Consider the following 22,735-nt stretch of genomic DNA (forward strand, 5'->3'; position numbering starts at 1 on the left):
ATTACAGGGAGCTGGAATCCAGGCTGGCGGCTTCTTCGGGAGATTGGGGCAGGTGCAGGCCGCATTCTTGCTTAAGGCCCTTGAATCGGGTGTCGCGTTCGTTTTTGTCGTTGGCAGAAATGGGGCGGCTAGAGTGCCAATCGCCCACGGTGACGTAGCCTTTATCAAAGAGAGGATGGTAGGGCAAGTCGTGGGCCACCAGGTATTGGTAGACCTGCTTGGAGGTCCACTGGAGGATGGGCATGAGTTTGTAGCGTCCGCCCTGGAAGCCCACTCGGCTAAGGGTGCGGCGGTGTTCGGTTTGGTCGGCTCGCAGACCTGCCAGCCAAGCGGTGGCCCCTAGTTCTGTCAGCGCCCGCTGCATGGGTTCTACCTTGCGGATGTGGTCGTAGCGGTTGAAGGATTCCACATCGTTTTGCTCCCACAGCCGACCATAGAGGGCTTCCATGCGGGCGGGGCTGAGGGGAGATTGGTAGACTTTTAGATTCAGGTGCAGCCGCTGGGTGAGTTCTTCGGCAAAACGGTAGGTTTCTACGGGCAGATACCCGGTATCGACCCAAATGATAGGAATATTGGGCACTACCTGAGTCACCAAGTGCAGCATCACTGCCGACTGGATGCCAAAGCTGGTACTCAGCACCAGGCCCTCGCCAAAGGTGTCGTAGCCCCACTGCACCAGGCTGCTCGCATCGGCATCGGCCCACTGCCGATTCACCGCCTCCAAATCGAGGGCAGGACTAACCGGACGCGGGCTTGGCGATAGCGCGACATCTGACATCGGTGGACTCCTAAAGCGCCTTAGTCTATTACCTTATCCTGATTCCTTGGCCAACGACAGATTGGATCCTCGGCCCGTTTCACGGCTGTCTCCAGGGGTGGCGCTGGTTGGGTTCTCAGCGATTGCCCTGCCCAACCCACCCCAATTCGGCCTAAAATCCGTCTTGATTAGATTGTATACAGTAGCGGCTATGACCTTCTCCCACTCCTACCCCCGCGATCTGATGGGCTATGGCCCGACACCGCCCCATCCCCACTGGCCTGAGAATGCTCGCATTGCGGTGCAGTTTGTCATCAACTACGAGGAGGGCAGCGAAAACTGCATCCTCCACGGCGATGCGGCCTCGGAAACGTTTTTGTCGGAGACGGTGGGGGCGGCTCCGCTGCCGGGGGTGCGCAATATGAACATGGAGTCGATGTATGAGTACGGCAGTCGGGCAGGCTTTTGGCGGCTGCATCGGTTGTTCACCAGCCGAGGGCTACCCCTGACGGTCTACGGCGTAGCGATGGCGATGGCCCGCAACCCGGAGGCGGTGGCCGCGATGAACGAGGCCGGGTGGGAAATTGCCAGCCACGGCTACCGCTGGATTGACTATCAGTACGTTGGCGCTGAGACCGAGCGGGAGCACATTCGCAAGGCGGTGGAGATTCATACCCAGGTGGCGGGAACTCGGCCCCTGGGCTTTTACCAAGGCCGCATGAGCCCCAACACCCGCGCCCTGGTCGTCGAAGAAGGCGGTTTTCTCTACGATGCCGACAGCTACGCCGACGATCTGCCCTACTGGACGTTGGACTACGGCAAACCCCACCTGATCATCCCCTACACCCTCGACAACAACGATATGCGCTTTGCCACCTACGCCGGGTTTAACTCAGGGGATCAGTTCTTTGCCTACCTGCGCGATGCCTTTGACACCCTCTACACCGAAGGAGACGAAGCTCCCAAAATGATGAGCATTGGCCTGCACTGTCGTCTGGCCGGACGCCCCGGACGCGCCGCCGCCCTTGCCCGCTTTTTGGACTACGTGCAGGGCCACGAGCGGGTTTGGGTTTGCCGTCGGCTAGACATCGCTCGCCACTGGCACCAGCACCATTTCCCCCAGGGGATATAGGCGTCAGAGGGTTGCTAAGGATGGAGATTCTGGGGTAAGCCCAACCTCAGGCTAACTAGGGCTTACCCAAGGGTTGGGCAGCGGCGGGAGTTGGGGACGGGCGGGGATAGAGCATGGCGGGGGTGGTGTTTTGCTCGATGGCGTGCAGCATCTCCCGCATCGTCCCTTCTAGGTTGTCGCCCTGGATATCCACCCGGTAGCGGAAGGGGGAGAGATAGCCCTGGATGCCCTTGTCTTGGCAGGCCAAATGAAGCTGGCTGAGGGCCACGTGGGGGTCGGCATCGAGGGTTTGGAGGTAGCCGCCAAAGCCCAAAAAGGCCAGCCTGTAGAGGATCTGCTGGGTGAATTGTCCTTCAAAATAGCCGCCGTGAACATCGCGCTTGCCCAGGGCATAGTCGAGGGTGAGCAGGAAGTAATCCCAGGATTTGAGGACGGGTTTACCTTTGGCCTGGGTCAGCAGGCCCATGGTTTGGGCAGAGCAAGTGTTGTCGGCGGGGTTGTAGCGCACGTCTACGTAGTCGGTGCAGTCAAAGTAGGTGAACAGGTCGGCGATGGTGGCCTGGGTGCTGTCGCCGAAGGGTTCATCTTTGAACAAATCGGCCAGGGTGACGACCTTATTGGCCCGGAACCGCTGGAAGGTGAGGAAGAGGTATTGCATAACATTTTCTGTCGCCGGGGCCTGGGCGGTCGCCGGGGCAATGGACTCCTCTGATGATGCCTTCTTCTTGGGTGCGTTCTTCTTGAACAGGTTGTCGAGGGCGTTCAGGTTAATAAAGCCATTGTTAGAGGCACTATCGGCGGCGCTGTCGGAGGGGGATTTCAGCGCCACGTTGCCCAAGCGATAGCCCCTGGCCTGGGAGCGGCTGGGGAAGGCAATATAGTTGGCGGCGGTGGAGGCCAACCGCAGAGCAACGTCGCCTTCGCTGGAAAACAGGTAGGACTCGGAGAATCGCCGCAGGGACGAGGCCAGAAAGTTGGCCCGACTGGTGACAATCGTCAGCACGGGAATATCGGGGGAAGCCAGCACCAAACGCTCTAGCCGAAACACATCCCCCACATTGCTGTCGGGGCGCTGGCTGATGGAGCTGTTATCAAACACGTCCGACAAAATCCGCACCACATTCGTGACCACAAACGCCCCCATGCTGTGGCCAATAAAGCTGAGCTTGACCTTATTCTTTTGGTTGCGCCTTGACCAATAGCCCTTCGCCTGGGCCATGGCTTTGGCCTGATCCACGGGGCTCCCGTAGGCCATGCCAGGAAACATCTCGGCGGCGGTGCGCTCCACCAGGGCGTGGTCAATTTGGCGCAGCAGTTCAACCAGATCCAGCACCCCAAAGTTATTGGCGCGGTAGTTATCCCGAAAATAGACCACCAGCCGCAGCACCACCAGGGCAAACATCAGCAGCCCCAGAGCCGCAGCCAGCCCAAACACCACCGCCAGCAGCCCACTCCACAGGGTTGCACCCCAGGGCTGAAAATAGAACACCACCAGCAGCACTAGGCCAACAGTCCCGGTGATCAAAATGTCGCGGGGCAGAGGCGGCAAGGCCCATAGGGCTTCAGAGAGTCGGCTGAGTTTCACATTTTCCGAAGGCCAACGATAGCCAACAAACACCCGATTGGGGTGAGTGGCAATGCTCTCATCATGGCGGTTTACATACTTAAAAATGTTCTTATACCAAGCCTCCACCCCGCTGCGACTGGTGTTGTAGCCATGCACCGTAATCACCAGTTCGGCGGTGCCCTCAGGATGGGTGGTCATCATGCGATGGAGGTGATCGGCAATGGCATTTACCCCTTGCTGGGCATAGTCCTGCTGCTGGGCTGGGGTCAATTTGGGCCGCTCATCCTGGGGCTTCTGGATACCCCGCGTCCCAGGGCGCTGCTTGGGAGGAGCTTTTTCCTCTTCAGGGTCAATATTGGGAGGGGCGCTACTCATCACAAAGTAGCCAGGGATGCGGCCTGGAATCCCCTGGGTGTCGTCCATCTCGACAATGGTTGCGTGGCCCTCTGGCTGAAAGACAAACTTTTGAATACTGAATGGCAGCATAGACGCCATAGACGCACCCCACAAACAACAACCGTGGAACCCATCGGGGCATCCCCCGTTGTTCCCAGGGTAGCCGACCCCTTCTCGTTGGCACCCCTTCGATTTACGAAATGTAGGCTAGTCTTGGCCCTGGGTGGCGTCGTCGAGGGCAGACACCACTTGGTCGTAGATTTCGTTGGCGTGGGCGGGGCTGGTGCCAATGCAGGTGAGGCCCAGTTTGCCGTACTCCGACAGACAGCCCATCAGGTGAAAGGCCGCACCCACGCCCAAAATCGAGTTGAAGTGGAGGCGGTTAGTGACGATGATGTCCATCAAATCACTGGGCAGCAGGCCACGATACTGGGGCTTTTGCAAATTATCTGAGGCTCGGTAATAGCGTACCTGCTCCTGCTTGGTGTAGAACAGACCGTCCTCTGGGTGAAAGCGCCCCTCGGTGAGCATTTTCATCGCCATCAGGGGATGGGTGGTGCCGCCCTTACGCAGGTTGATTTCAATGGCCTGGAGATCCCAGGTGGGCTGATCTGGATCGCCCTGGCGCACGGCAATGAAATCGACCCCGTAGCGTTCTAGGGCACCCTGGGCCGCCAGTTCTTCACCGATGCGTTGGCCCATGGCCTGAATATCCAGCCGATAGTCTGACCGGGCCGGAAAGGAACAGCCCAGAAAAATTTGGCCATCGGGGCCGCCCAGTTCTTGGTCGTGGGTGGAGAGAATTTCCACGGTACCCAGGGGCGTAATCCGGCCCTGCACGCTGGGAGATTGCTTATGATCGCCCTCAATAAACGCTTCGGCGATGGCCCCCAGTTGGTGGATCTTTTGGGAAAAGTGGGGCCAAGCTTCCGTTGCACACTGAAAACTGAGGTGCTGGAGGGCCTCCTGAAGCGCCTGGGTGCGGGCCGCTGTGCCTACGGTGCCGGGGGCAATGGCCGCCAGGGGGCGCAGATCCATAATGGCGTTGCCCTCGCCAGAGAAGCCCTCGTCTAGCTTGATCACCATGCGCTGCAAATCGGGCACCTGCTCCCACACATCGGCCATGGCAGCGGCCAGATCGGCTTCAGAAAACACCAGATCGCTGCCCGGTGGGTGGGGAATGCCGCAGCGTTTGAAGATTTCTCGACTGCCGCTTTTGGTGCCCCAGCCCAGCAAATCTGGATCCACCGCCAGCAGGGGAATATCCAGGGCGAGGGACAGTTGCTGCTCTAAACTCGTTGCGTTGTAGCAGGTGATATAGGCCCGCTGCGGATCGAGACGCCGCCGGATTCGCTCCAGCAATCGGGGACGCTCCAGGATTTTTTGGGTCAGGGGCTTTTGGGAACTGTCGTAGGTGGCCAACAGGGTCAGCCGTTCCCGCGCATGGGAGCTAGGAATTCCCGGCAGCAGCTCCAGGTAGTAATCCACAATGCTGGGGTGCAGGGGCTGGGAGGTGAGGTAGATAATCCGAGTGTTGGGATTACGCAGCCGAATCAGGGAAAACAGCAGCCGCTCTTCATAATAATTTACCCCTTCCACCTTTTGCAGTTCCTCCTGGTTGAGGCTGAGGGAGGGCACCACCACAATCTGTCGCTCTTCGGTGTCAAAGGTGTCGGCAGAACACCAGCGCTGGCGCAACTGCCGCTGAAGCTGCTGAAATCGGCTGGTCGGGGCGTCAGGGCGTGCTGTGGTTGGCCATCTGCTCGACACCATGATTCCTCCTGGGCGCAGCCCAACATCACCCGAAACGCTGCCCTGAGTATAGGGGATCACCCCCAACCAATCTGCCTAAACGGCCTTAGATCCACAACGGCTTAGGCAACCTAAAGCCCAAACCCGCCCGGACTAGTCGCCCTCACGGGTGCCCGCCGCAAACTGAAGCACCATCGGATAGCCGCCCTCCTGGTGGTACTTGTCGGCCCAAGTACGCAGCAGCACATCCAACTCCTGAAGCGCCTCTTGGCGGTGGTCGAGGTTAATATCAAACACCTCCACCCCGCGCAGCACGCCCTCTTCGCTACGCACCCAAGCCTGCAAAATGCTGAAGTAGCGGGCCACGTCGTCAATCATGGCGAAGGCGCGTTCCCGCTCATCCTTGGGCGCATAGGATTCGCTAGCCAAGGCGTAGAGGGGGATATCCACTAGGGGCGAATCCACTTGCAGCACCGTGCCCGAATGCAGCAGCCGAAACTTAATGTGCATCATCAGGGCATCGCTGAAGGGCATCCGCTGAGCAGCAGGGAGTTCCTTCTGGGACAGATCATGGAGCTTTTCGATCAGTTCATGGAACGCCACTTGGTCTAGGATGCGGGCCTTGGGCGCACCGGGAGGCAGGCTGTCTTCAATGGCTTTGCGTTCGCCCGGAGTGAGGCCCGGTTGCCGTACTCGCGACTCCTGCGCCCCACAGGGAAACTCCTCCTGCCACAAAAACGGCAGGGCAATGAGGTAGTAGGGTTCCTTAGAATTCAAGACCTTCAGGCTTTGGCCTTCGGCTACGGCGGTCTGAATTTCCTGCACAATGGCCTTCACCCGCTTGGGCTCGACATGGTACAAAAAGCCCGTTTTGCGGATGTTTTGCCCGCATTCCAAAAAACTGCTGTAGATGGCAAGTTTGGCCGCTGTGGTAGCCGCATCCAAAAAAGCGCCGTAGCGGTGCCCTCCCATTTTCATCGTGCCCATGGCCAGATAAAGCAAGATCCAGTCGGCGGGGCTGTTTTCAACCACCTGGGCGAGTATTTGCCGAATTTGATCGGGAGGAAGTTGAGACGGCTGACTCACGATAGAACTACTACCATCGGGCGGAGTGGGAAAATGTAATGTCAATCAGGCCGTGCCTCTGAAACTCCATGCGGCCCCCAGGGCTAATAATATACCGTGAACCTTACCCCCGCAGGCCCTTTTGCAGCGATCCACAGGCTGGTGATATCTGTCTGGTAGACGATCTACACTGGCCATCTATGCCCGACGACACCGACGATCTACTGTTGCGCGGGTGGGGCATCGGGGGCCTGGGTTGCGCCACAGTAGGCATTCACCTCAGCAATGAGCGTCGCTTCCGTTTGGGATAGGGTCTCAATGGCGGCAACGGCATCTACCGTCTGCTGCTGAGAGGCTTCGATAGTCGCGGGCAAGTCATCCTCTGAGGCCACCGTCACCACCATATCCATGGCCCGACTGGCTTCCTCTAGGGCGCTGCTGAAGCCCTGCACCACACCGATATAGTCCGCTCGAAAGGCTTCTAGGGTTTCATCCCGCAGAGAAATGGCCTCCAGATCGCTCACTAGGGTATCTAGGTTGGTCACGACCTTATCGACGGCTGCCGTGTACTGGCTGGCAGCCGCCTTAATATCGTCTAGATTTCTGACCTGGGCGGCTTGTTCACTAAAGGCTTGGATGTCGGTTTCAAACTCCGGCATGAAGGTTTGAGTTTGGTTTACCACCGATGCCAGATTGTTGCACTGAGCCACCTTGGATGACCCACAGCCCGTCAGCACCAGGGCCGCCAATGCCCCTAGCATCAGGCCTCGATGACGCGCACCCCTCTGGATTGACCCCTTTGCTGCTGTCATCATAGCTACCGCCATCCCGTCATCCATTCAGTACGGCTTCAAGTTTTACCGCGTCTTGGTCGGCTTTACAAGGTTCTGGGGGCATGGATTGTCTCGAAATGCCCCTAAACCTGGGGGATGGCAATTCTCCAGCCAGGTACCAAGGACAGGGTACGATCAGAATAACGTAGAGAAAAGCCGTCAGAATCCCGGTGGACTAAGCAAGGTGCCCCTAGTCTAAGGCCCGTTATCTGCGATATGTTTGTTAATCTATCTGCACTATAGAGCTATGCCAACACCAGCCGAATTTTTGCAAGCTACCCAATGGGCCGCGATTGGGACGGTTGCCCTCGCGGTGATTGCCGGACTTGGATTTGTTTTTAAATGGGGCATTCGGTTTCGCCTGGTGGGGGCTGCGGGATTTGCGGTGGTGCTAACGGTGGGGCTGCTGGGTCTCAGCTTTGAACCCTTCAGCCGCACGGTGATTGAAGGCGCATTGCCCTACACCACGGTGTACGATTCCGGCTCTAGCCAAATTGTGATTGCCGTGCCCAACGCCATCACCGAAGCCGAGCTAGACGCCACCCTGCGCCAAGCCGCCAGCAACCTGTTCAAGCCCTACCGCCTGGGCATTCCCGGCCAAACCGCCACCGTTCGCGCCCGCGCCATTGTGCATGGAGACAACGGCGTGTCTCGGCTGGTTTACCTCGGCCAAGTGCAACCCGCCCCCAAAGACTCTGGCCTCGACTATCAGGTGCAGATTAACCGCGACCTCCTGGCCTAGCCCCCGCCTCACACCCCCACGTTCTAGGTATCTCTGTTCTGGGTATAGCCATGACGACTAGCCTTTCCGTAACGTCAACCCTTGCCATTGCTCCGGCCCAGGTGGTGCGGGGAGAAGGCATTTTATCGACCCAGGGTGAAGCCATCGCCGCCCTAGGGCAACATCCCCTAGTGGTGGGTGGACAACACAGTTTGCCCCGGATGCAACCGCTAATCGAGTCCCTCACCCAGGCCGGACTGACGCCCCACACCGCCGACTATGGCCGCGACTGTAGTGAAGCCACCCTAGAACGGTTGCGCGGCATTGCCCAAGATCACCAAACCGATGTGGTGATTGGGGTGGGCGGCGGTAAGGCGCTGGATACGGCGAAACTGCTGGCCCATCAACGGCGCTGTCCGGTGGTGACAGTGCCGACTTCGGGGGCGACCTGTGCGGCGTGGACGGCGTTGTCGAACGTGTATTCCGAAGCCGGAGCCTTTCGTTACGATGTGGCGCTGGATCGCTGCCCAGATCGGCTGATTTTGGACTACGCCCTGATTCGCACCTCGCCGCCGCGCACCCTGGTGGCAGGCATTGGCGATGGCTTGGCCAAGTGGTACGAAGCCTCGGTGAGCAGTGGGTCTTCCGACCAAACCCTGATTATTTCGGCGGTGCAGCAGGGGCGGGTGCTGCGGGATATTTTGTTCCAAAAAACGCCAGCGGCGTTGCGTCAGTGGGGTGGCCCCGAATGGCGGGAAGTGGTGGATGCCACGGTGTTGCTGGCCGGAGTCATTGGCGGCGTGGGCGGTGCCCAGTGTCGTACCGTGGCGGCCCACGCGGTGCATAATGGCCTCACCCAACTGCCCGCCTGCCACGACGCCCTCCACGGCGAAAAGGTGGCCTACGGCATCCTGGTGCAGCTTCGGCTAGAGGAAATGGGCGGCAAGTCTTCTCTGGCCACGGCGGCGCGGCAGCAGCTCATTCAGTTCTACCGCGCCACCGGATTGCCCCAAACCCTGGCGGATCTGGGCCTGGGGAACGCCACCCTGGCCGACCTTCAGCAGGCGGCGGACTTTGCCTGCCGGGAAGGTTCCGACATTCACCACCTGCCCTTCACGGTATCCCCCGATGCCCTGCTGGCGGCGATGGTGTCGCCCCTCTGCCCCGAACTGCGGGAACGCCCCCGCCCATCCTCATCTCCATCTACGGCTCCCTCGGAGGTATAGCCATGACCCTTAGTTGGCTCCAGCCCGCCCAGCGCATTAATTCCCTGCCCCCCTACGTCTTTGCTCGCCTCGACGAACTCAAAGCCCGCGCCCGCGAACAGGGCCTCGACTTGATTGACCTGGGCATGGGCAACCCCGATGGCCCCACCCCCGCCCCTGTAGTCGAAGCAGCCCAACGCGCCATCGCCGACACCGCCACCCACGGCTACCCCCCCTTCGAGGGCACCGCCAGTTTCCGAACCGCCATCACCGACTGGTACTCCCGCCGCTACGGGGTGCAGTTGGATCCCTCCTCGGAGGCCTTGCCCCTGCTGGGTTCCAAGGAAGGCATCACCCACCTGGCCATGGCCTTTATCAATCCGGGCGACCTGGTGCTGGTGCCGACCCCGGCCTACCCCGCCCACTTTCGCGGCCCCGTCATTGCTGGAGGAGACATCTACCACCTGCACCTGACCGCCGAAAATCAGTGGTTGATCGACTTTGACGCCATCCCCCCCGAAGTGGCCAAACGGGCCAAGGCGCTGTTCTTTAACTATCCCAGCAACCCCACCGCCGCCACCGCCCCCCGCGAATTCTTTGAGGCCGCTGTGGAGTTTGCCCACCGCTACCAGGTGCTTTTGGTTCACGACCTCTGCTACGCCGAACTGGCCTTCGACGGCTACCAACCCACCAGCCTGCTGGAAATCCCCGGCGGCAAGGAGGTCGGCGTCGAGTTCCACACCCTCTCCAAAACCTACAACATGGCCGGATGGCGCGTGGGCTTTGTGGTGGGCAACTCCCAGGTGATCCAAGGGCTCCGCACCCTCAAAACCAACCTAGACTACGGCATCTTTGCCGCCCTGCAACGGGCCGCTGAAACGGCCCTCTCCCTGCCCGACCACTACCTCCACGAAGTCCAAGAACGCTACTCCACCCGCCGCGACTTCTTGATTAAGGAATTCGCCTCCCTCGGCTGGACGGTGGATCGCCCCCAGGCCACCATGTACCTCTGGGTGCCCTGCCCTCTGGATAGCACCTCCACCGACTTTGCCCTTTCCGTGCTGCAAGAAACGGGCGTGGTGCTCACTCCCGGCAACGCCTTTGGCCCCGGCGGCGAGGGCTACGTGCGCGTCAGCCTGATCGCCGACTGCGACCGCCTGGGGGAAGCCATGGATCGCATTCGCAAGGCGGGCTTCCGGTTCGATGCGGCGGTGACAGCCCCAGTCTAGGCAACTATGGCTTAGGGGCGCTGGCGCTGGGGACGACGGTTCAGGGGCAGGAGGCTGGTGGAGCTACTCAGCGGCCCGGCCCCTGGCTATCTGCGAATCTTGGAGGACAATCCAGGGCGGCTAAAAGTCGATGCTGTCGGGGGTGCGGGGGAAGGGGATGACATCGCGGATGTTGCCCATTCCGGTCATGAACTGTACCAGCCGTTCAAACCCCAGGCCAAATCCGGCGTGGGGCACGGTGCCAAAGCGACGCAGATCCAGGTACCACCAGTAGTCTTCGATGGGCAAACCCGCCTCCTGAATGCGGCGTTCTAGCACATCCAGCCGTTCCTCCCGCTGGGAACCGCCGATGATTTCGCCCACCTTTGGAGCCAGCACATCCATAGCCGCGACGGTTTCGCCGCCGTCGTTGAGGCGCATATAAAACGCCTTGATGCCCGTGGGGTAGTCGGTGACGATGACGGGCTTTTTGAACAGGTCTTCGGCCAGGTAGCGCTCGTGCTCGGATTGCAGGTCAATGCCCCACTGGACGGGGAACTCGAAGGATTTATCGGCCTTTTCCAGCAGCTTGACCGCTTCGGTGTAGGTAATGCGCTCGAAGGTGTTGTAGATGATGTTGTCGGCGGTGGCGAGGACGGAATCGTCGATGCGCTGGTTGAAAAACTCCATGTCCTCCGGGCAGGCGTTCAGCACCGAGCTAAAGATGTACTTCAGGAAGTCCTCGGCCAAGTCCATGTTGCCCACCAGATCGCAGAAGGCCATTTCCGGCTCGACCATCCAAAATTCGGCCAGGTGACGGGAGGTGTTGGAATTTTCGGCGCGGAAGGTGGGGCCAAAGGTGTAGACGTCCTTGAAGGCCATAGCCATGATCTCGGCTTCCAACTGACCGCTGACGGTGAGATAGGCGGGTTTTCCGAAGAAATCCTGGCTGTAGTCCACCTTGCCCTCGGCGGTTTTGGGCACCTGGGTGAGATCCAACCCCGTGACCGCAAACATTTCCCCCGCCCCTTCGCAATCGCTGGCGGTGATGATGGGGGTGTGCATCCACACAAAGCCGCGCTCTTGGAAAAACTGGTGGATGGCTTGGGCGCAGGCATTTCGCACCCGGAAGACGGCCCCTAGGGTGTTGGTGCGGGCACGCAGGTGGCCCAAACTCCGCAGAAACTCGAAGGAATGGCGCTTTTTCTGGAGGGGATAGGTTTCCCCGTCCGCCGTGCCAAAAACGGTGAGGGTCTGCCCCTGAAGCTCCACCCGCTGCCCCTTACCGGGGGATTCCACCAGATCGCCGCTAATTTCGACAGACGATCCCGTGGTCAGCGCCTTCACCACCGTGTCGTAGTCGGCCAGGTCGGCATTCAGCACCACCTGCAACCCTGCCATGGAAGAGCCGTCGTTCACCTCCAAAAAGGTGATGCCCTTGCCCTCCCGCTTGGTGCGAACCCAGCCCTGGATGGTGGTGGCTTGACCGGGTTGGCCGCTGTGCAGAATGTCTCGAATACGTAGCATGGTTGGGTACAGGGGGTTAGGGGTTAGGGATTGAAGATTAGGAATTGGAGGAAGTGTGCTTGGATTAGCCCATTCCTTATCCTACAAAATCAAGGATCCTGCTGCTGTTGTTTGACCAAATCTGGCCCCCAGGAGGTGCCGATGCGGGTGGCTCCAGCCTGCACCATGGCGAGGGCTTGTTCGGCGGTGCGGATGCCCCCGGAGGCTTTGATGCCCACCCGCCCTTTGGAAAGTTCGGCTAACTGCTGCACGGCCTCCACCGTGGCCCCGCCCTGCCATCCGGTGCTGGTTTTGAGGAAGGAGACTCCGGCATCCATGCAAATTTCCGCCGCCAGGGCAATTTCTGAGGGGGTGAGCACCGCCGTTTCCAAGATGGCCTTGACGGGCTGTCCAGTTTCTTCGCAGATGGTGGCGATTTCCCTGTGAATGGCGTCGTGCTGGCCGGATTTGAGCCAGCCGAGGTTGATCACGACATCTAATTCCGTCGCGCCATTTTCTACGGCCTCCTGGGCTTCGTAGAGTTTGGTGGCCGAAGTCGTGGCTCCGGTGGGGAAGCCGATCACCGTGCAGACCTGCACCGGGCGCTGGTGGAGCCGATCCCGCGCCTGCCGCACATAGGTTGGGTAGACGCAGACAGCGGCAAACCCGTAGCGGTCGGCCTCATCGCACCACTGGGCCACTTGGTCGGGGGTGGCGGTGGGCACCAGCAGCGTATGGTCAATCAGGGGGGCGAGGTCGATGGTGTCGGGGGTGGAAAAGAGTCCTTGAACCATGGGGCTGTCTCCGTGGGGTGATACGCGCCTACTTGGATGATCCTACACGGACACGGAGAGTCGCCCATGGACATCGTGCAGATTGCGGCTGAATGAGGGTAGAGGTCAAGGTACTAGGATGATTCAGATGGAATTTACAGAAGCTCTAAGTTCCCAAGATCTGAAGGCATTGATCAAGGAAAACCTGCGGGAAGTTTTACGGGAAGAGCCATTTTAGTTATTCTCTTTGAGAACATTGAACTGATTCTTTTATTCAGAGCTTTCGATAATGCTCTGAATATCATTAGGTGTAATATCGACTTGCTCAGATTTTGCGTAAATCGTTAATAAGATAATCCCCGTCTCTGCTTTGACGTAATAAATAAGACGATATCCGCCGCTTTTTCCTTTTTGAAAATCACTGTTTTTGACTCTCAGATTGAAAACAGAATAGCCAATTCCAGGAATTTGATCCCCAGGTAACTGTCCTCTTTCAAGCTTTGCAATAATCGGCTTAATATCATCTTGAATGCGGCGATATTTCTTGGCAAGTTTGCGAAGATTATGGTTAAAGGTAGGTGAGGCTTCAACTTGAACTCTGGGCTGGTCAGTCATTTTCTAGACCTTCCCAAAGTTGAGACGCAGGAATGGTTTGGTCTGTCATAGCTTCGTGCCAAGCTTGCTTAAAGTCTTCCAATAAATCTGCTTGCGAAGGTTCATCATCATCGGTTATCTCTGGAATTAAGACAATAACCTCTACACGACTATTTCTATCGATAACGAGAGGTTGATCTAAGGTGATCTGTCCTTGCTCATCAATTGTCCCCATAACTTTTAATGCTTTCATATTTACTCCGCTATGATTTTAGTTGTTGTTTTCAATCAGAGTCCAAGTCAGTTTGAGCTTTTCTATAATTGAGAAGTGATGAATAGATGGAAGGAAACCAGATAAAGCCGCATGGATTTCTAGGTATCATTATGCTTGTCTAAGCTATTCTTCAGATTGAGACATCAACCTAATTTCCTCGTCAGTTATGCCGTCTTTACCAACTAATCTATAATGTCGCTCATCAACGACTGAAAGATGAAAAATATTATCACTTTCTTCAACTTCTAGCTCTAAAATGGCTACCTCATTTTCAGATAGAAATTGTAATGCAACAGGTTTACAAATTGCATTCGGATAGCGATGCTTGCAAAACTCTATGTCTTGCATGACTTGCACTATACCAAATCTGTCTCCTGGAGATTTGGCCTGACAAGGTATGACAAAGTGTGAGCCTCTTTTGTTGATACCGAGATACACTTCATCAATTTCAATTTGGCCAATATTTTTGATAGTTGTTCTAAGGTGGTTCTGAATAGAGTAACAAGTTAGTCCAGTAAAAATATCAATAAGTCGGTTGTAGCGAACTTTTGTAAGGAGTGCTTGTTCATCCGTCCCCGGAGCATACCTCCTAACAGTCTCAGGTGTGGCGTCTGGAATTTTTATTTTCTGTCGGTTAGTGGTGGGTGCTATTTTACCAGGTGACGCTAACCTAAACTCATAGGTACTAATTCCTGTTCCTACTATTATCCATTCATAGCCAGACTCACATGTCATTTTGATTGACTCAGGCAATTCCCTGCGAAATCTGTATGAGTATGGAATATCGCCAAGGTTTTTAATCCGTGAAATCCCCAGATCATCACACGCCTGTGCCAATTCATCACGATCAAAGGGAACCTTGATGTTGCCATCAACATAGTTCTTGATAAAAACTCTTTCGATAATATGGTCGTACTTACTCATGTTACACTCTCGCCAACCGTTTTCTCTTGGGAATTACATCATCTGGAATATTCCAATATTTTGATGATTGACCCATATTGAAGTGCAATAACTCTTCATCCTGCTGATTTAATGTATAGACTTCAAAGTTTATCTCATCTAAATCCATAGCCTTGATAACTTGCCTCCCTAAAGATTTAGATAGGAATGGAATGACTGAATTTCCAATTTCCCTAAATCCGTGCCAAATCGTGTTATGGAAACGAAACCAGTCAGGAAAGGTATGTAATCGTGCGGCTTCTCTTACAGTAATACACCGAGGTTCGGAGTAGTGTATTGGTCTGGGTGCAGTGTATGCGCCTTTGTCGCTAGCTGTTCCAGCCCTTAAGGTATTACATTGGCCATTAATTGCCAGTTTAAAGAATCTACTTGTTCTTTCTACGCTACCTGGATTAGTTGCTCTAAATTTCTCAATCGATGTTTGGGTATGTTTAGAGCCAATGTGGCCATAAACCTTGTTTGAGACTAATCTTCTATGACACAGTGAATATTCACCGTTTGGCTGGATCGAAAAATTATGCCTTAATCCTGAATAGTCTAATTTCGATGTATCTATGCCATTATCACCTTCGGTAAAGGCACTATGTTTTGCTAAATCATGAATAGCTTCTCCGCAGGTTGATAGCGGTGATAAGCCCATATTGAATAATAGCCCTGCTGAATCAATATCTGCATGAGTGGGTAAAGGATGCCTGGCCTTATTAACATCTAGTCGCGAGCCTAAAAGGATTAGTCTTTTCCTTGTTTGCGGCGCTCCATACAGAGAGGCATCCAGAACAGATATGGGTTTATCAATACAATATCCAATGCTTTCAAGCTCAGAAATCAATTCATCCAAGAATCGTCTATGTTTCCCTGATGCCATGCCAGGAACATTTTCAAATATAAAATATTTTGGCTTTATTTCCTTGATCACCCGAACATACTCGAATACCAATGCATTTCTAGGATCGCCAAGTTGTCGCTTGCCGATGGAAGAAAAACCCTGACAGGGCGGCCCGCCTGCTACCAGGTCTATCTCACAGGAAAATTCATTGTGTTTTATGGCGTTGAGCAGTTCTTGTGAAGTAAGCTGAGAAATGTCTTTGCAAATCGTCGCGCTATAAGGAAAGTTGAAATGATGGACTAGGGCATGAATGGCATCAAACTCCACAGCCGCAGCAATATCAAATCCCGCTGCTTCTAAGCCGAGAGACATTCCGCCACACCCGGAGAAAAGGTCTATAGCTACGGGTCTTTTCATCGTCTGAATGCTTCTTTTGTCCGTGTAGATAGGTTTGCGGGCTGGAACTAAACGTGACTTTTGTTAATGATGAGAGGCTGATCTAAGGTGATCTGTCCTTGCTCATCAATCGTTAAAGGTATAAATAGGCATAGGCTTAGAAATCAGACTTGTCATCGCCTCAGTCTAGACATTATCGATCAACTCGGCAAGGTAAGACTCGCAGCTTAAGCAATTGATCATCATCGCACGTTTGGAACCCTATCTAGCCATTGCTTGCGCCACCATCACTACTCTTCTTCAGGAGCAGTTTCAGGACTGGCAAGGGGCACCACGTGGGTAACGCGAACCAGGGTTTCGTCCTTGTTGGGTTTCACCAGGCGGGGGCATTCTCCGGTGCAGCCTGGGCGGGGCACGGTGGCGGCGGGGAGGATGGCGATGCGGTCGGTGTTGGAGAAGAGGGCGGGGCGGGCAGGAAGGCCAGAAACCCGTTTCATGGTGGGCCATTGGGGGCCGCTTTGGGGGTAAAGCGCTAGGCTGACAAAGCTCACTGATGCTGATGCCTCGTTACAGGGGCAACCGTTGAAGCACTGGGTCTACGCCCTATCCCCTTGCCTACGCCCCAACATCCTGATTGAATAGGGGCATCAAAAAATGAACTTTTATAAACGGAGAGTTCTCCATGTACATCGTGCAGATTGCTTCGGAATGCGCTCCGGTCATCAAAGCTGGGGGCCTGGGCGATGTGGTCTATGGCCTCAGCCGCGAGTTGGAAACGCGGGGCCACTGCGTCGAAATCATTCTGCCGAAGTACGACTGCATGCGCTACGACCACATTTGGGGTCTGCACGAAGCCTACCGGGATTTAATTGTGCCCTGGTACGGCACCGATATTCTCTGCGATGTGTATTGCGGCTGGGTGCATGGACGGCTGTGCTTTTTCATCGAGCCGAAGTCCTGGGAAATGTTCTTCAACCGGGGCTGCTACTACGGCTGCGACGACGACCCGATGCGGTTTGCCTTCTTTAGTAAGGCGGCGATGGAGTTCTTGCTCCGCAGCAACAAGCGCCCGGATGTAATTCACTGCCACGACTGGCAAACCGGGCTGATTCCGGTCATGCTGTTTGAAATCTATAAATACAACGGCATGGAGTTCCAGCGGGTGCTCTACACCATCCACAACTTCAAGCACCAGGGCATTGCTGGGGTGGATATCCTGGAAGCCACGGGGTTAAACCGACCGGAATACTACTACCAGTTTGGCCAACTGCGCGACAACTTCAACCCCTTCGCCATCAACTTCATGCAGGGGGGCATCACCTACGCCAACCACGTCAACACGGTCTCCCCCTACCACGCCTGGGAAGCCCAGCACACCGACCAGGGCTTTGGCCTCGGCCACACCCTCCACACCCACCACAACAAGTTTTCCGGCATCCTCAACGGCATCGACTACGACGTGTGGAACCCGGAGGTGGATCGCTACATCCCCCATCACTACGGCATCACCACCTTTGAAGACAAAGCCCTGAACAAAAAAGTGCTGCGGGAACGGCTGATGCTGGGCCACGGCGATAAGCCCGTCGTCGCCTTCATTGGCCGATTGGATGACCAAAAGGGGGTTCACCTCGTCCACCACGCGATTTACTACACCCTTAGCCGGGGTGGACAGTTTGTGCTGCTGGGTTCCGCCACTGAAAAGGGCATCAACGACTGGTTCTGGCACGAAAAGCTGCACCTCAATGACAACCCCGACGTGCATCTCGAAATCGGCTTCAACGAAGAACTCGCCCACCTGATCTACGCCGGATCCGACCTGATTGTGGTGCCCAGCAACTTTGAACCCTGCGGCCTCACCCAAATGATCGGCCTGAGGTACGGCACGGTGCCCATCGTGCGCGGCGTCGGTGGCCTGGTCAACACCGTGTTCGATTGGGACTACGACGGCTACCACGAACCCGAAGAGCGCAACGGCTTTGTCTTCTTCCAAAGCGATACCGTCGCCCTAGAATCCGCCATGGATCGCGCCTTTGATATTTGGGAAAAAGAACCCAAACTCTTCCAGCAAATTGCCCAGCAGGGGATGCAGTACGACTTCTCCTGGAATAATCCGGGAGAGGACTATGTGGCCCTGTACGACTACATTCGCCACAAATAGCCGATGCAACCCAAATCGGGGTAAGCTTAGCAGCCCTATCCCCTTAACTCTACCCCCAGAGCAGTAAAGTAAGTTTGAGATCTACTGAGGCTTCTCCGTCGAACTTCTCGGTTGTACTTTCCCCACGCCCATGGCTGATTCTGCTCCCTGGTTTGAGTACCGTGTTGTTGTTCACCCCCACCACACCGACTATGCTGGCATTGTTTGGCACGGCACCTATATTGCATGGCTAGAGGAGGCACGGGTGGCCTACCTACAACGGCACAACCTCACCTTTGCCGATTGGGTCAACGCCGGGGTAGATCTGCCCGTGGTGGATATGGCCCTGCGCTATCGCCAATCCCTGCGGCTGGGGGATGAAGCCCTCATTCAGGCACGAACGGCTCCTTTTAGGGGCGTGCGCCTCGTGTGGCAATACGAAGTGCTGAATTCTGCGACCCAGGAACTCTGTTTGGATGGCACCGTTACCCTTGCCACGGTGGATCTCACCAGTCGGCGGGTGCTGCGTCGGCTGCCCGATCACCTGCAAGCGGCCCTCTCGTCACCGGGGGAAGGCAAGGGCCAAGGAGCGGGGCAGGTTTAGCGATGCCGTAGCCCTGGGCAAAGTTGACCCCTAGGGCGGTGATGCGCTGGAGGATGGCGTCATTTTCCACATATTCCGCCACGGTTTGCAGCCCCATGGCCTGACTAATGCGGCTAATGGCTTCCACCATGGCGCTATCGATGGCGTCGCTCACCATATCTTTGACAAAACTGCCATCAATTTTGAGGTAGTTGACGGGCAAGTGTTTTAGGTAGGTGAAGGAGGACATGCCGCTGCCGAAATCATCTAGCGCGAAGTGACAGCCCAAGGATCTAAGCTGCTGGATAAACTGGCTGGCTTGGATCAGGTTGGCAATGGCGGCGGTTTCGGTAATTTCAAAACAGACCAGGTGGGGCGGCACCCCGTATTCCTCAAACTGCTGCTTGAGAAAATCCACCATGCGGTCGTCGGTGAGGCTGTGGCCCGATAGGTTGATGGCGTATTGAATGGGGGGCTGTCCAGCGGCGGGCTGTACCTGGTGCCAGTGTTGAAACAGGGTGTTCACCACCCAGCGGTCAATTTTGCCAATCAGGTCGTAGCGCTCGGCGGCGGGGATGAAGGCCATGGGTGGAATGATGGTGCCGTCGTTGTCGAGCAGGCGGATCAAGATTTCGGCATGATCCATGGCGGGGTAGCTGGGCTGGGTGGGCCGGATGGGCTGGGCAAATAGGCAAAATTGATCGTTCTCAAGGGCTTGGGTGATGCGGGTGGCCCAGCGAATTTCCCCTTGCTGCTGGGCCAGGGTTTGGTCGTCGGGCTGGAAGAGATGGACGCGGTTACGGCCTGTATTTTTGGCGGCATAGCAGGCGGCATCGGCATACATCAGCAGGGATTCTAAATCCTCCACCTGGGGCGTAATCGGCACTACCCCAATGCTGGCCCCAATGGTGAAGACATGGTTATCCCAGGTGAAGCGAAAATCCTGCACCGTTTCCCGCAGGGCATCCGCCACCCGCAGCCCTTGGTCAAGGTCGCACTGCTGGAGTAAGACGCCAAATTCATCTCCTCCTAGGCGGGCTAGGGTGTCGGTTTTGCGAATGTGGGCTTGCATCAGGGCAGTGATTTGGCGCAGCAGTTCGTCTCCTACTTTGTGGCCACAGGTGTCGTTGACAATCTTGAAGCGGTCAAGGTCGAGATAGCAGAGCACATGGGTGCCAGATTCCACCTGAGTGCTTTGGATGGCCTGCTCTAGGCGGTGCTCGAAGGCGCGACGGTTGACCAGCCCGGTGAGGGGATCGTGCATGGCCTGCCAAAATATCTGGCGGGTGAGCTGGCGGGCATGAGTGACATCGTGGAACACCATCACCGCCCCCACGGTTTGCCCCTGGCGATTGCGAATTGGCCCAGCGGAGTCATCAATGGCAATTTCGCGACCCCTGCGAGACACCAAAAAGGTATCGCCATTTAAGCCAACGATCTGGTTTTCCCGCAGGGCTTGGAACACCGGATTTTCAACAGGTTCACGGGTTTCGTCCAAAAGCAACTGAAAAATCTCACCGAGGGGTTGGCCCTGTGCTTCCCCTTGGCTCCAGCCCGTCAGTTCCTCCGCCACGGGGTTGATATACTGCACCCGCCCCTCCACATCCGTCGTAATCACCGCATCGCCAATGGAATGCAGCGTCACCTGGGCCAGTTCCTTTTCGTAGAACAGCATTTCTTCGATGTGCTTGCGGTCGGTGATATCGGCAAAAGAGGTAACTACGGCGTAGGGCTTATCCTCCCCAGGGCGGAACATGGGCTGGGAATTAATGGAAATCCAGGTGAGTTCACCGCTGGGCTTATGCACCCCCATCACCACATTGCGGCAGGGCTGTCCGGTTCGCAGGGCCACCATGGCGGGGTGGTCTTCCCCCGGCATGGGCGATCCATCTTCGTGGATGCTACGCCAACGGGGATCAATCGAGGTGAGCCCCTGCAATTGGCCCATGTTCAGACCCAGAATTTCTTCGGCCCGTTCATTGCTGGCCTGCACCACGCCATCGGCACCCTGCAACACAATCCCCTCCGCCAGGGCTGTGACCAGGGATCGATAGCGCTCCTCGCTTTCCCTCAGCACCGCCTCGGCCCGACGTTGTTCCGTCACATCTCGATAGCTCAGCACCTTAGCCACCGCTTGGCCATCCTGCCACTGGGGGCGGGCGTGGCGCTCAAAAATTTGCCCATCTTTGAGCTGCACCACATCCATCGTTTTTTGCTCCAGGTTGGCCATCATTGCCTGGGTGGCCCGCAGGAATTGGTCGGGATCCTGGAGTTGATCGAGCACAACGGGATAGAAATTGGGGATTCCACTACCGCTACGCACCTCCTCTGCCAAGGCCGCAGGAATACCCCACATCTTGAGGAAGCGCTGGTTCCAGTGGGTCAGATGCATGGTTGAATCCAGCACCAAAATGCCGTCGGCGGTGGATTCTAAGATGGACTCCAGGGCCGAAGTCGTAGCCGCCTGCTGAGCATTTAACCGTTGAATCACTCGACTGCGTGACCTCAACCGCCGATCCACCCACACCAAGCCCGTGATGACGATGGCCAGCAACATCCCCTGAATCAGCATGAGGTTAGCCACTGGTTCAATGGCCGCATCCACCTCATTGGCCAGGGCCGGGATTTGAGCACCGACCTGATGCCCCCAACTTCTAAGGGCATTCCACAAAAACACGCTGGCCATCAACATCCCAAAACCTGCGCCCCCCGCACACCAGCAGGGTGTTTCCAACTCCCGGTGCCGCGCTAGGGCATGGGCCAGCAACCCCAGCCCCAGCCCCAACAGCCCCGCCGCCGTGGGAATGGAAATCCCGGTGAGGTAGCGCCAGGTGTGGTCGTCGCCAATCTGAGCCAAGTAGCCCAGCAGCCCGATTATCCCCATAGCCAGCACCCCAAAGGATAGGAAACCCGCTAAACCTAGGGCGCGATCCGGTGGCAGATCTGGGGTAGCAGGGGTTTTCCAGGGCCACCGCTGCCAACGTCGGGGCACCCCCGCCAGCAACAGGGCTATCCCCGCCAGGGTAAAGCTGAAGGCGAGGTTGGGCGACGGACGACCGGGAATGGGCCGATCCACCAACACAAAAAACTGCTCCACGGGTTCGATGATGCGCCCTGAGTGCAGCCCATCAGCCCCGTACAGGGCGGGGGTGATGTAGTCAGTCATCAGCCATTGGTCAATCCCCAGATTCACCTTAAAGAGGTACTGAATCAGGGTGAGGACACCAATGGCGAACACCCCGCCAGCGGGCACCCAAGCCCACCGTTGCCCCCGCCGATGCAGCAACAGCAGCAGCGCCAACCCCGCCAAGGCCAAGGCCAGGGCCGTGTTGTAGCGCATGGGGGGCGAACCGGGCGGCACCTGAAGCAGCCCCGGTATCTGCAAATGCCATGCGGCCATCATCACCAAGCCCAGACTTAGGGCAAACCCGCCCATCAACCGGGGAATCCACCGCTGCCAGGGTGGGTGCGGCATTGCAGCGGACGGAGAAGATGCAGGAACCATGGCACATACGGACAAAGAGAACAACCTTTCCTCAATATGCCCCTATCCCTGGGTGAAGTTTGACATTGGTCGTAGAAAGTTAATCAACCCTATAGGCGATGCTTCCCCAGTCTAGGCAGAGATCCACCGCTTGCCCTAAAAGGTCACTGCATCTACTACCAGCGTTACTATCATCGAAAGAATCAGGGCAAAGACTGAAGGGATCATCCACCATAGGTTTACGAGGGGCTGGTGCCTGCGCTGTTTGAGGCGTTGTGAACAGGAACTTAAACAAAGGGATAAAGCTCTGATTTGTCCAGCGTCGCTCTCTGCTAGTGCTCTCCTGTTGATGGAGAGAAAAACAAATTCCCCGTTGCTTCGTTGACGCGAATAGTCATATTTTTCAACCAAAATAATTTGACTGTTGAGATTCAGGCTGCGAGCCACCTACTTTCCAACTAGGGTTGCTTGCTAATCAGATATTATCAGTAGCTAATCTTCAGACAGCTTTTAAGTCCATGATCACAATTATTTGTAAGATGCATTTCGACTTCGCTCAATGC

Annotated in this window: 19 protein-coding genes; 6 read left to right on the plus strand and 13 right to left on the minus strand. The window is 56.4% G+C overall.

Annotation, left to right across the window (positions count from 1 at the left end; all coding sequences use genetic code 11):
* Window position 1: 1 nt before the first annotated feature.
* Entirely contained in the window at window positions 2-778 is a 777-nt protein-coding gene (locus GFS31_RS10460) for a phosphoadenylyl-sulfate reductase (protein ID WP_198804777.1), read from the minus strand.
* A gap of 190 nt (window positions 779-968) precedes the next feature.
* Between GFS31_RS10460 and puuE the strand changes: the two genes are divergently transcribed.
* Window positions 969-1,889 (plus strand): allantoinase PuuE, encoded by a 921-nt coding sequence (puuE, locus tag GFS31_RS10465; RefSeq protein ID WP_198804778.1) that lies wholly within the window; start codon window positions 969-971, stop codon window positions 1,887-1,889.
* Window positions 1,890-1,944: 55 nt separating this feature from the next.
* On the opposite strand, the gene GFS31_RS10470 is transcribed toward puuE, so the two are convergent.
* The 4 genes from GFS31_RS10470 to GFS31_RS10485 all read right to left on the minus strand — a co-directional run bounded on the left by GFS31_RS10470 (window position 1,945) and on the right by GFS31_RS10485 (window position 7,430).
* Window positions 1,945-3,951, minus strand: a complete 2,007-nt coding sequence (locus GFS31_RS10470; RefSeq protein ID WP_198804779.1) for an alpha/beta hydrolase — start codon at window positions 3,949-3,951, stop codon at window positions 1,945-1,947.
* A 108-nt stretch (window positions 3,952-4,059) separates the two neighbouring features.
* The gene (locus GFS31_RS10475; protein WP_198804780.1) at window positions 4,060-5,625 is read right to left on the minus strand and encodes a peptide ligase PGM1-related protein; all 1,566 of its coding nucleotides are present in this window, start codon (window positions 5,623-5,625) and stop codon (window positions 4,060-4,062) included.
* 132 nt (window positions 5,626-5,757) lie between these two features.
* The gene (gene hetR, locus GFS31_RS10480; protein ID WP_198804781.1) at window positions 5,758-6,690 is read right to left on the minus strand and encodes a heterocyst differentiation control protein; all 933 of its coding nucleotides are present in this window, start codon (window positions 6,688-6,690) and stop codon (window positions 5,758-5,760) included.
* Window positions 6,691-6,890: 200 nt separating this feature from the next.
* Complete coding sequence (locus tag GFS31_RS10485; RefSeq protein ID WP_198804782.1) at window positions 6,891-7,430, minus strand: hypothetical protein; 540 nt, start codon at window positions 7,428-7,430, stop codon at window positions 6,891-6,893.
* Between the two features lie 319 nt (window positions 7,431-7,749).
* Between GFS31_RS10485 and GFS31_RS10490 the strand changes: the two genes are divergently transcribed.
* The 3 genes from GFS31_RS10490 to GFS31_RS10500 are packed head-to-tail and all read left to right on the plus strand — an operon-like array spanning window position 7,750 to window position 10,657.
* A complete protein-coding gene (locus tag GFS31_RS10490) occupies window positions 7,750-8,244 on the plus strand; it encodes a Ycf51 family protein (RefSeq protein WP_198804783.1) in 495 nt (164 codons plus the stop codon).
* A gap of 50 nt (window positions 8,245-8,294) precedes the next feature.
* A complete protein-coding gene (locus GFS31_RS10495; RefSeq protein ID WP_198804784.1) occupies window positions 8,295-9,449 on the plus strand; it encodes an iron-containing alcohol dehydrogenase family protein in 1,155 nt (384 codons plus the stop codon).
* Window positions 9,450-9,451: 2 nt separating this feature from the next.
* Window positions 9,452-10,657: an aspartate aminotransferase gene (locus tag GFS31_RS10500; RefSeq protein WP_198804785.1), complete on the plus strand. Its 1,206-nt coding sequence runs from the start codon at window positions 9,452-9,454 to the stop codon at window positions 10,655-10,657.
* Window positions 10,658-10,777: 120 nt separating this feature from the next.
* Here GFS31_RS10500 and asnS read toward each other — a convergent pair whose 3' ends face one another.
* The 7 genes from asnS to GFS31_RS10535 all read right to left on the minus strand — a co-directional run bounded on the left by asnS (window position 10,778) and on the right by GFS31_RS10535 (window position 16,465).
* The gene (gene asnS / locus GFS31_RS10505; protein ID WP_198804786.1) at window positions 10,778-12,163 is read right to left on the minus strand and encodes an asparagine--tRNA ligase; all 1,386 of its coding nucleotides are present in this window, start codon (window positions 12,161-12,163) and stop codon (window positions 10,778-10,780) included.
* Window positions 12,164-12,252: 89 nt separating this feature from the next.
* Window positions 12,253-12,936, minus strand: coding sequence for a deoxyribose-phosphate aldolase (gene deoC, locus GFS31_RS10510; protein WP_198804787.1), 684 nt, complete (start codon window positions 12,934-12,936; stop codon window positions 12,253-12,255).
* Window positions 12,937-13,185: 249 nt separating this feature from the next.
* Window positions 13,186-13,530 carry a type II toxin-antitoxin system RelE family toxin gene (locus GFS31_RS10515; RefSeq protein WP_198804788.1) on the minus strand — a complete coding sequence of 115 codons (345 nt, stop codon included), beginning with the start codon at window positions 13,528-13,530 and terminating at the stop codon, window positions 13,186-13,188.
* Complete coding sequence (locus GFS31_RS10520; RefSeq protein ID WP_198804789.1) at window positions 13,523-13,762, minus strand: hypothetical protein; 240 nt, start codon at window positions 13,760-13,762, stop codon at window positions 13,523-13,525. The genes GFS31_RS10515 and GFS31_RS10520 overlap by 8 nt, the downstream gene beginning before the upstream one ends.
* Before the next feature lie 144 nt (window positions 13,763-13,906).
* Window positions 13,907-14,707 carry an endonuclease gene (locus tag GFS31_RS10525; RefSeq protein WP_198804790.1) on the minus strand — a complete coding sequence of 267 codons (801 nt, stop codon included), beginning with the start codon at window positions 14,705-14,707 and terminating at the stop codon, window positions 13,907-13,909.
* 1 nt (window position 14,708) lies between these two features.
* On the minus strand, window positions 14,709-15,989 hold the full coding sequence (locus tag GFS31_RS10530) for a DNA cytosine methyltransferase (protein ID WP_198804791.1): 1,281 nt from the start codon (window positions 15,987-15,989) through the stop codon (window positions 14,709-14,711).
* A gap of 269 nt (window positions 15,990-16,258) precedes the next feature.
* Complete coding sequence (locus GFS31_RS10535) at window positions 16,259-16,465, minus strand: hypothetical protein (protein WP_198804792.1); 207 nt, start codon at window positions 16,463-16,465, stop codon at window positions 16,259-16,261.
* Window positions 16,466-16,650: 185 nt separating this feature from the next.
* Here GFS31_RS10535 and glgA point away from each other — a divergent pair, with 185 nt between their 5' ends.
* Together glgA and GFS31_RS10545 are read left to right on the plus strand one after the other, a co-directional pair.
* Complete coding sequence (gene glgA / locus GFS31_RS10540; RefSeq protein ID WP_198804793.1) at window positions 16,651-18,126, plus strand: glycogen synthase GlgA; 1,476 nt, start codon at window positions 16,651-16,653, stop codon at window positions 18,124-18,126.
* A gap of 130 nt (window positions 18,127-18,256) precedes the next feature.
* Entirely contained in the window at window positions 18,257-18,709 is a 453-nt protein-coding gene (locus tag GFS31_RS10545; RefSeq protein ID WP_198804794.1) for an acyl-CoA thioesterase, read from the plus strand.
* On the opposite strand, the gene GFS31_RS10550 is transcribed toward GFS31_RS10545, so the two are convergent.
* Complete coding sequence (locus tag GFS31_RS10550) at window positions 18,612-22,193, minus strand: bifunctional diguanylate cyclase/phosphodiesterase (RefSeq protein ID WP_198804795.1); 3,582 nt, start codon at window positions 22,191-22,193, stop codon at window positions 18,612-18,614. The two genes, GFS31_RS10545 and GFS31_RS10550, sit on opposite strands and share 98 nt — an antisense overlap.
* Between the last annotated feature and the right edge of the window lie 542 nt (window positions 22,194-22,735).

Source organism: Leptolyngbya sp. BL0902, assembly GCF_016403105.1.
In the GTDB taxonomy this organism is placed as follows: Bacteria; Cyanobacteriota; Cyanobacteriia; order Phormidesmidales; family Phormidesmidaceae; genus Nodosilinea.

Excerpts from the sequence above, each read along its gene's own strand:
- GFS31_RS10460 (WP_198804777.1), bottom strand. The coding sequence starts at position 778 with ATGTCAGATGTCGCGCTATCGCCAAGCCCGCGTCCGGTTAGTCCTGCC.
- puuE (WP_198804778.1), top strand. The coding sequence starts at position 969 with ATGACCTTCTCCCACTCCTACCCCCGCGATCTGATGGGCTATGGCCCG.
- GFS31_RS10470 (WP_198804779.1), bottom strand. The coding sequence starts at position 3,951 with ATGGCGTCTATGCTGCCATTCAGTATTCAAAAGTTTGTCTTTCAGCCA.
- GFS31_RS10475 (WP_198804780.1), bottom strand. The coding sequence starts at position 5,625 with ATGGTGTCGAGCAGATGGCCAACCACAGCACGCCCTGACGCCCCGACC.
- GFS31_RS10485 (WP_198804782.1), bottom strand. The coding sequence starts at position 7,430 with ATGCTAGGGGCATTGGCGGCCCTGGTGCTGACGGGCTGTGGGTCATCC.
- GFS31_RS10490 (WP_198804783.1), top strand. The coding sequence starts at position 7,750 with ATGCCAACACCAGCCGAATTTTTGCAAGCTACCCAATGGGCCGCGATT.
- GFS31_RS10495 (WP_198804784.1), top strand. The coding sequence starts at position 8,295 with ATGACGACTAGCCTTTCCGTAACGTCAACCCTTGCCATTGCTCCGGCC.
- GFS31_RS10500 (WP_198804785.1), top strand. The coding sequence starts at position 9,452 with ATGACCCTTAGTTGGCTCCAGCCCGCCCAGCGCATTAATTCCCTGCCC.
- asnS (WP_198804786.1), bottom strand. The coding sequence starts at position 12,163 with ATGCTACGTATTCGAGACATTCTGCACAGCGGCCAACCCGGTCAAGCC.
- deoC (WP_198804787.1), bottom strand. The coding sequence starts at position 12,936 with ATGGTTCAAGGACTCTTTTCCACCCCCGACACCATCGACCTCGCCCCC.
- GFS31_RS10515 (WP_198804788.1), bottom strand. The coding sequence starts at position 13,530 with ATGACTGACCAGCCCAGAGTTCAAGTTGAAGCCTCACCTACCTTTAAC.
- GFS31_RS10520 (WP_198804789.1), bottom strand. The coding sequence starts at position 13,762 with ATGAAAGCATTAAAAGTTATGGGGACAATTGATGAGCAAGGACAGATC.
- GFS31_RS10525 (WP_198804790.1), bottom strand. The coding sequence starts at position 14,707 with ATGAGTAAGTACGACCATATTATCGAAAGAGTTTTTATCAAGAACTAT.
- GFS31_RS10530 (WP_198804791.1), bottom strand. The coding sequence starts at position 15,989 with ATGAAAAGACCCGTAGCTATAGACCTTTTCTCCGGGTGTGGCGGAATG.
- GFS31_RS10535 (WP_198804792.1), bottom strand. The coding sequence starts at position 16,465 with ATGAAACGGGTTTCTGGCCTTCCTGCCCGCCCCGCCCTCTTCTCCAAC.
- glgA (WP_198804793.1), top strand. The coding sequence starts at position 16,651 with ATGTACATCGTGCAGATTGCTTCGGAATGCGCTCCGGTCATCAAAGCT.
- GFS31_RS10545 (WP_198804794.1), top strand. The coding sequence starts at position 18,257 with ATGGCTGATTCTGCTCCCTGGTTTGAGTACCGTGTTGTTGTTCACCCC.
- GFS31_RS10550 (WP_198804795.1), bottom strand. The coding sequence starts at position 22,193 with ATGGTTCCTGCATCTTCTCCGTCCGCTGCAATGCCGCACCCACCCTGG.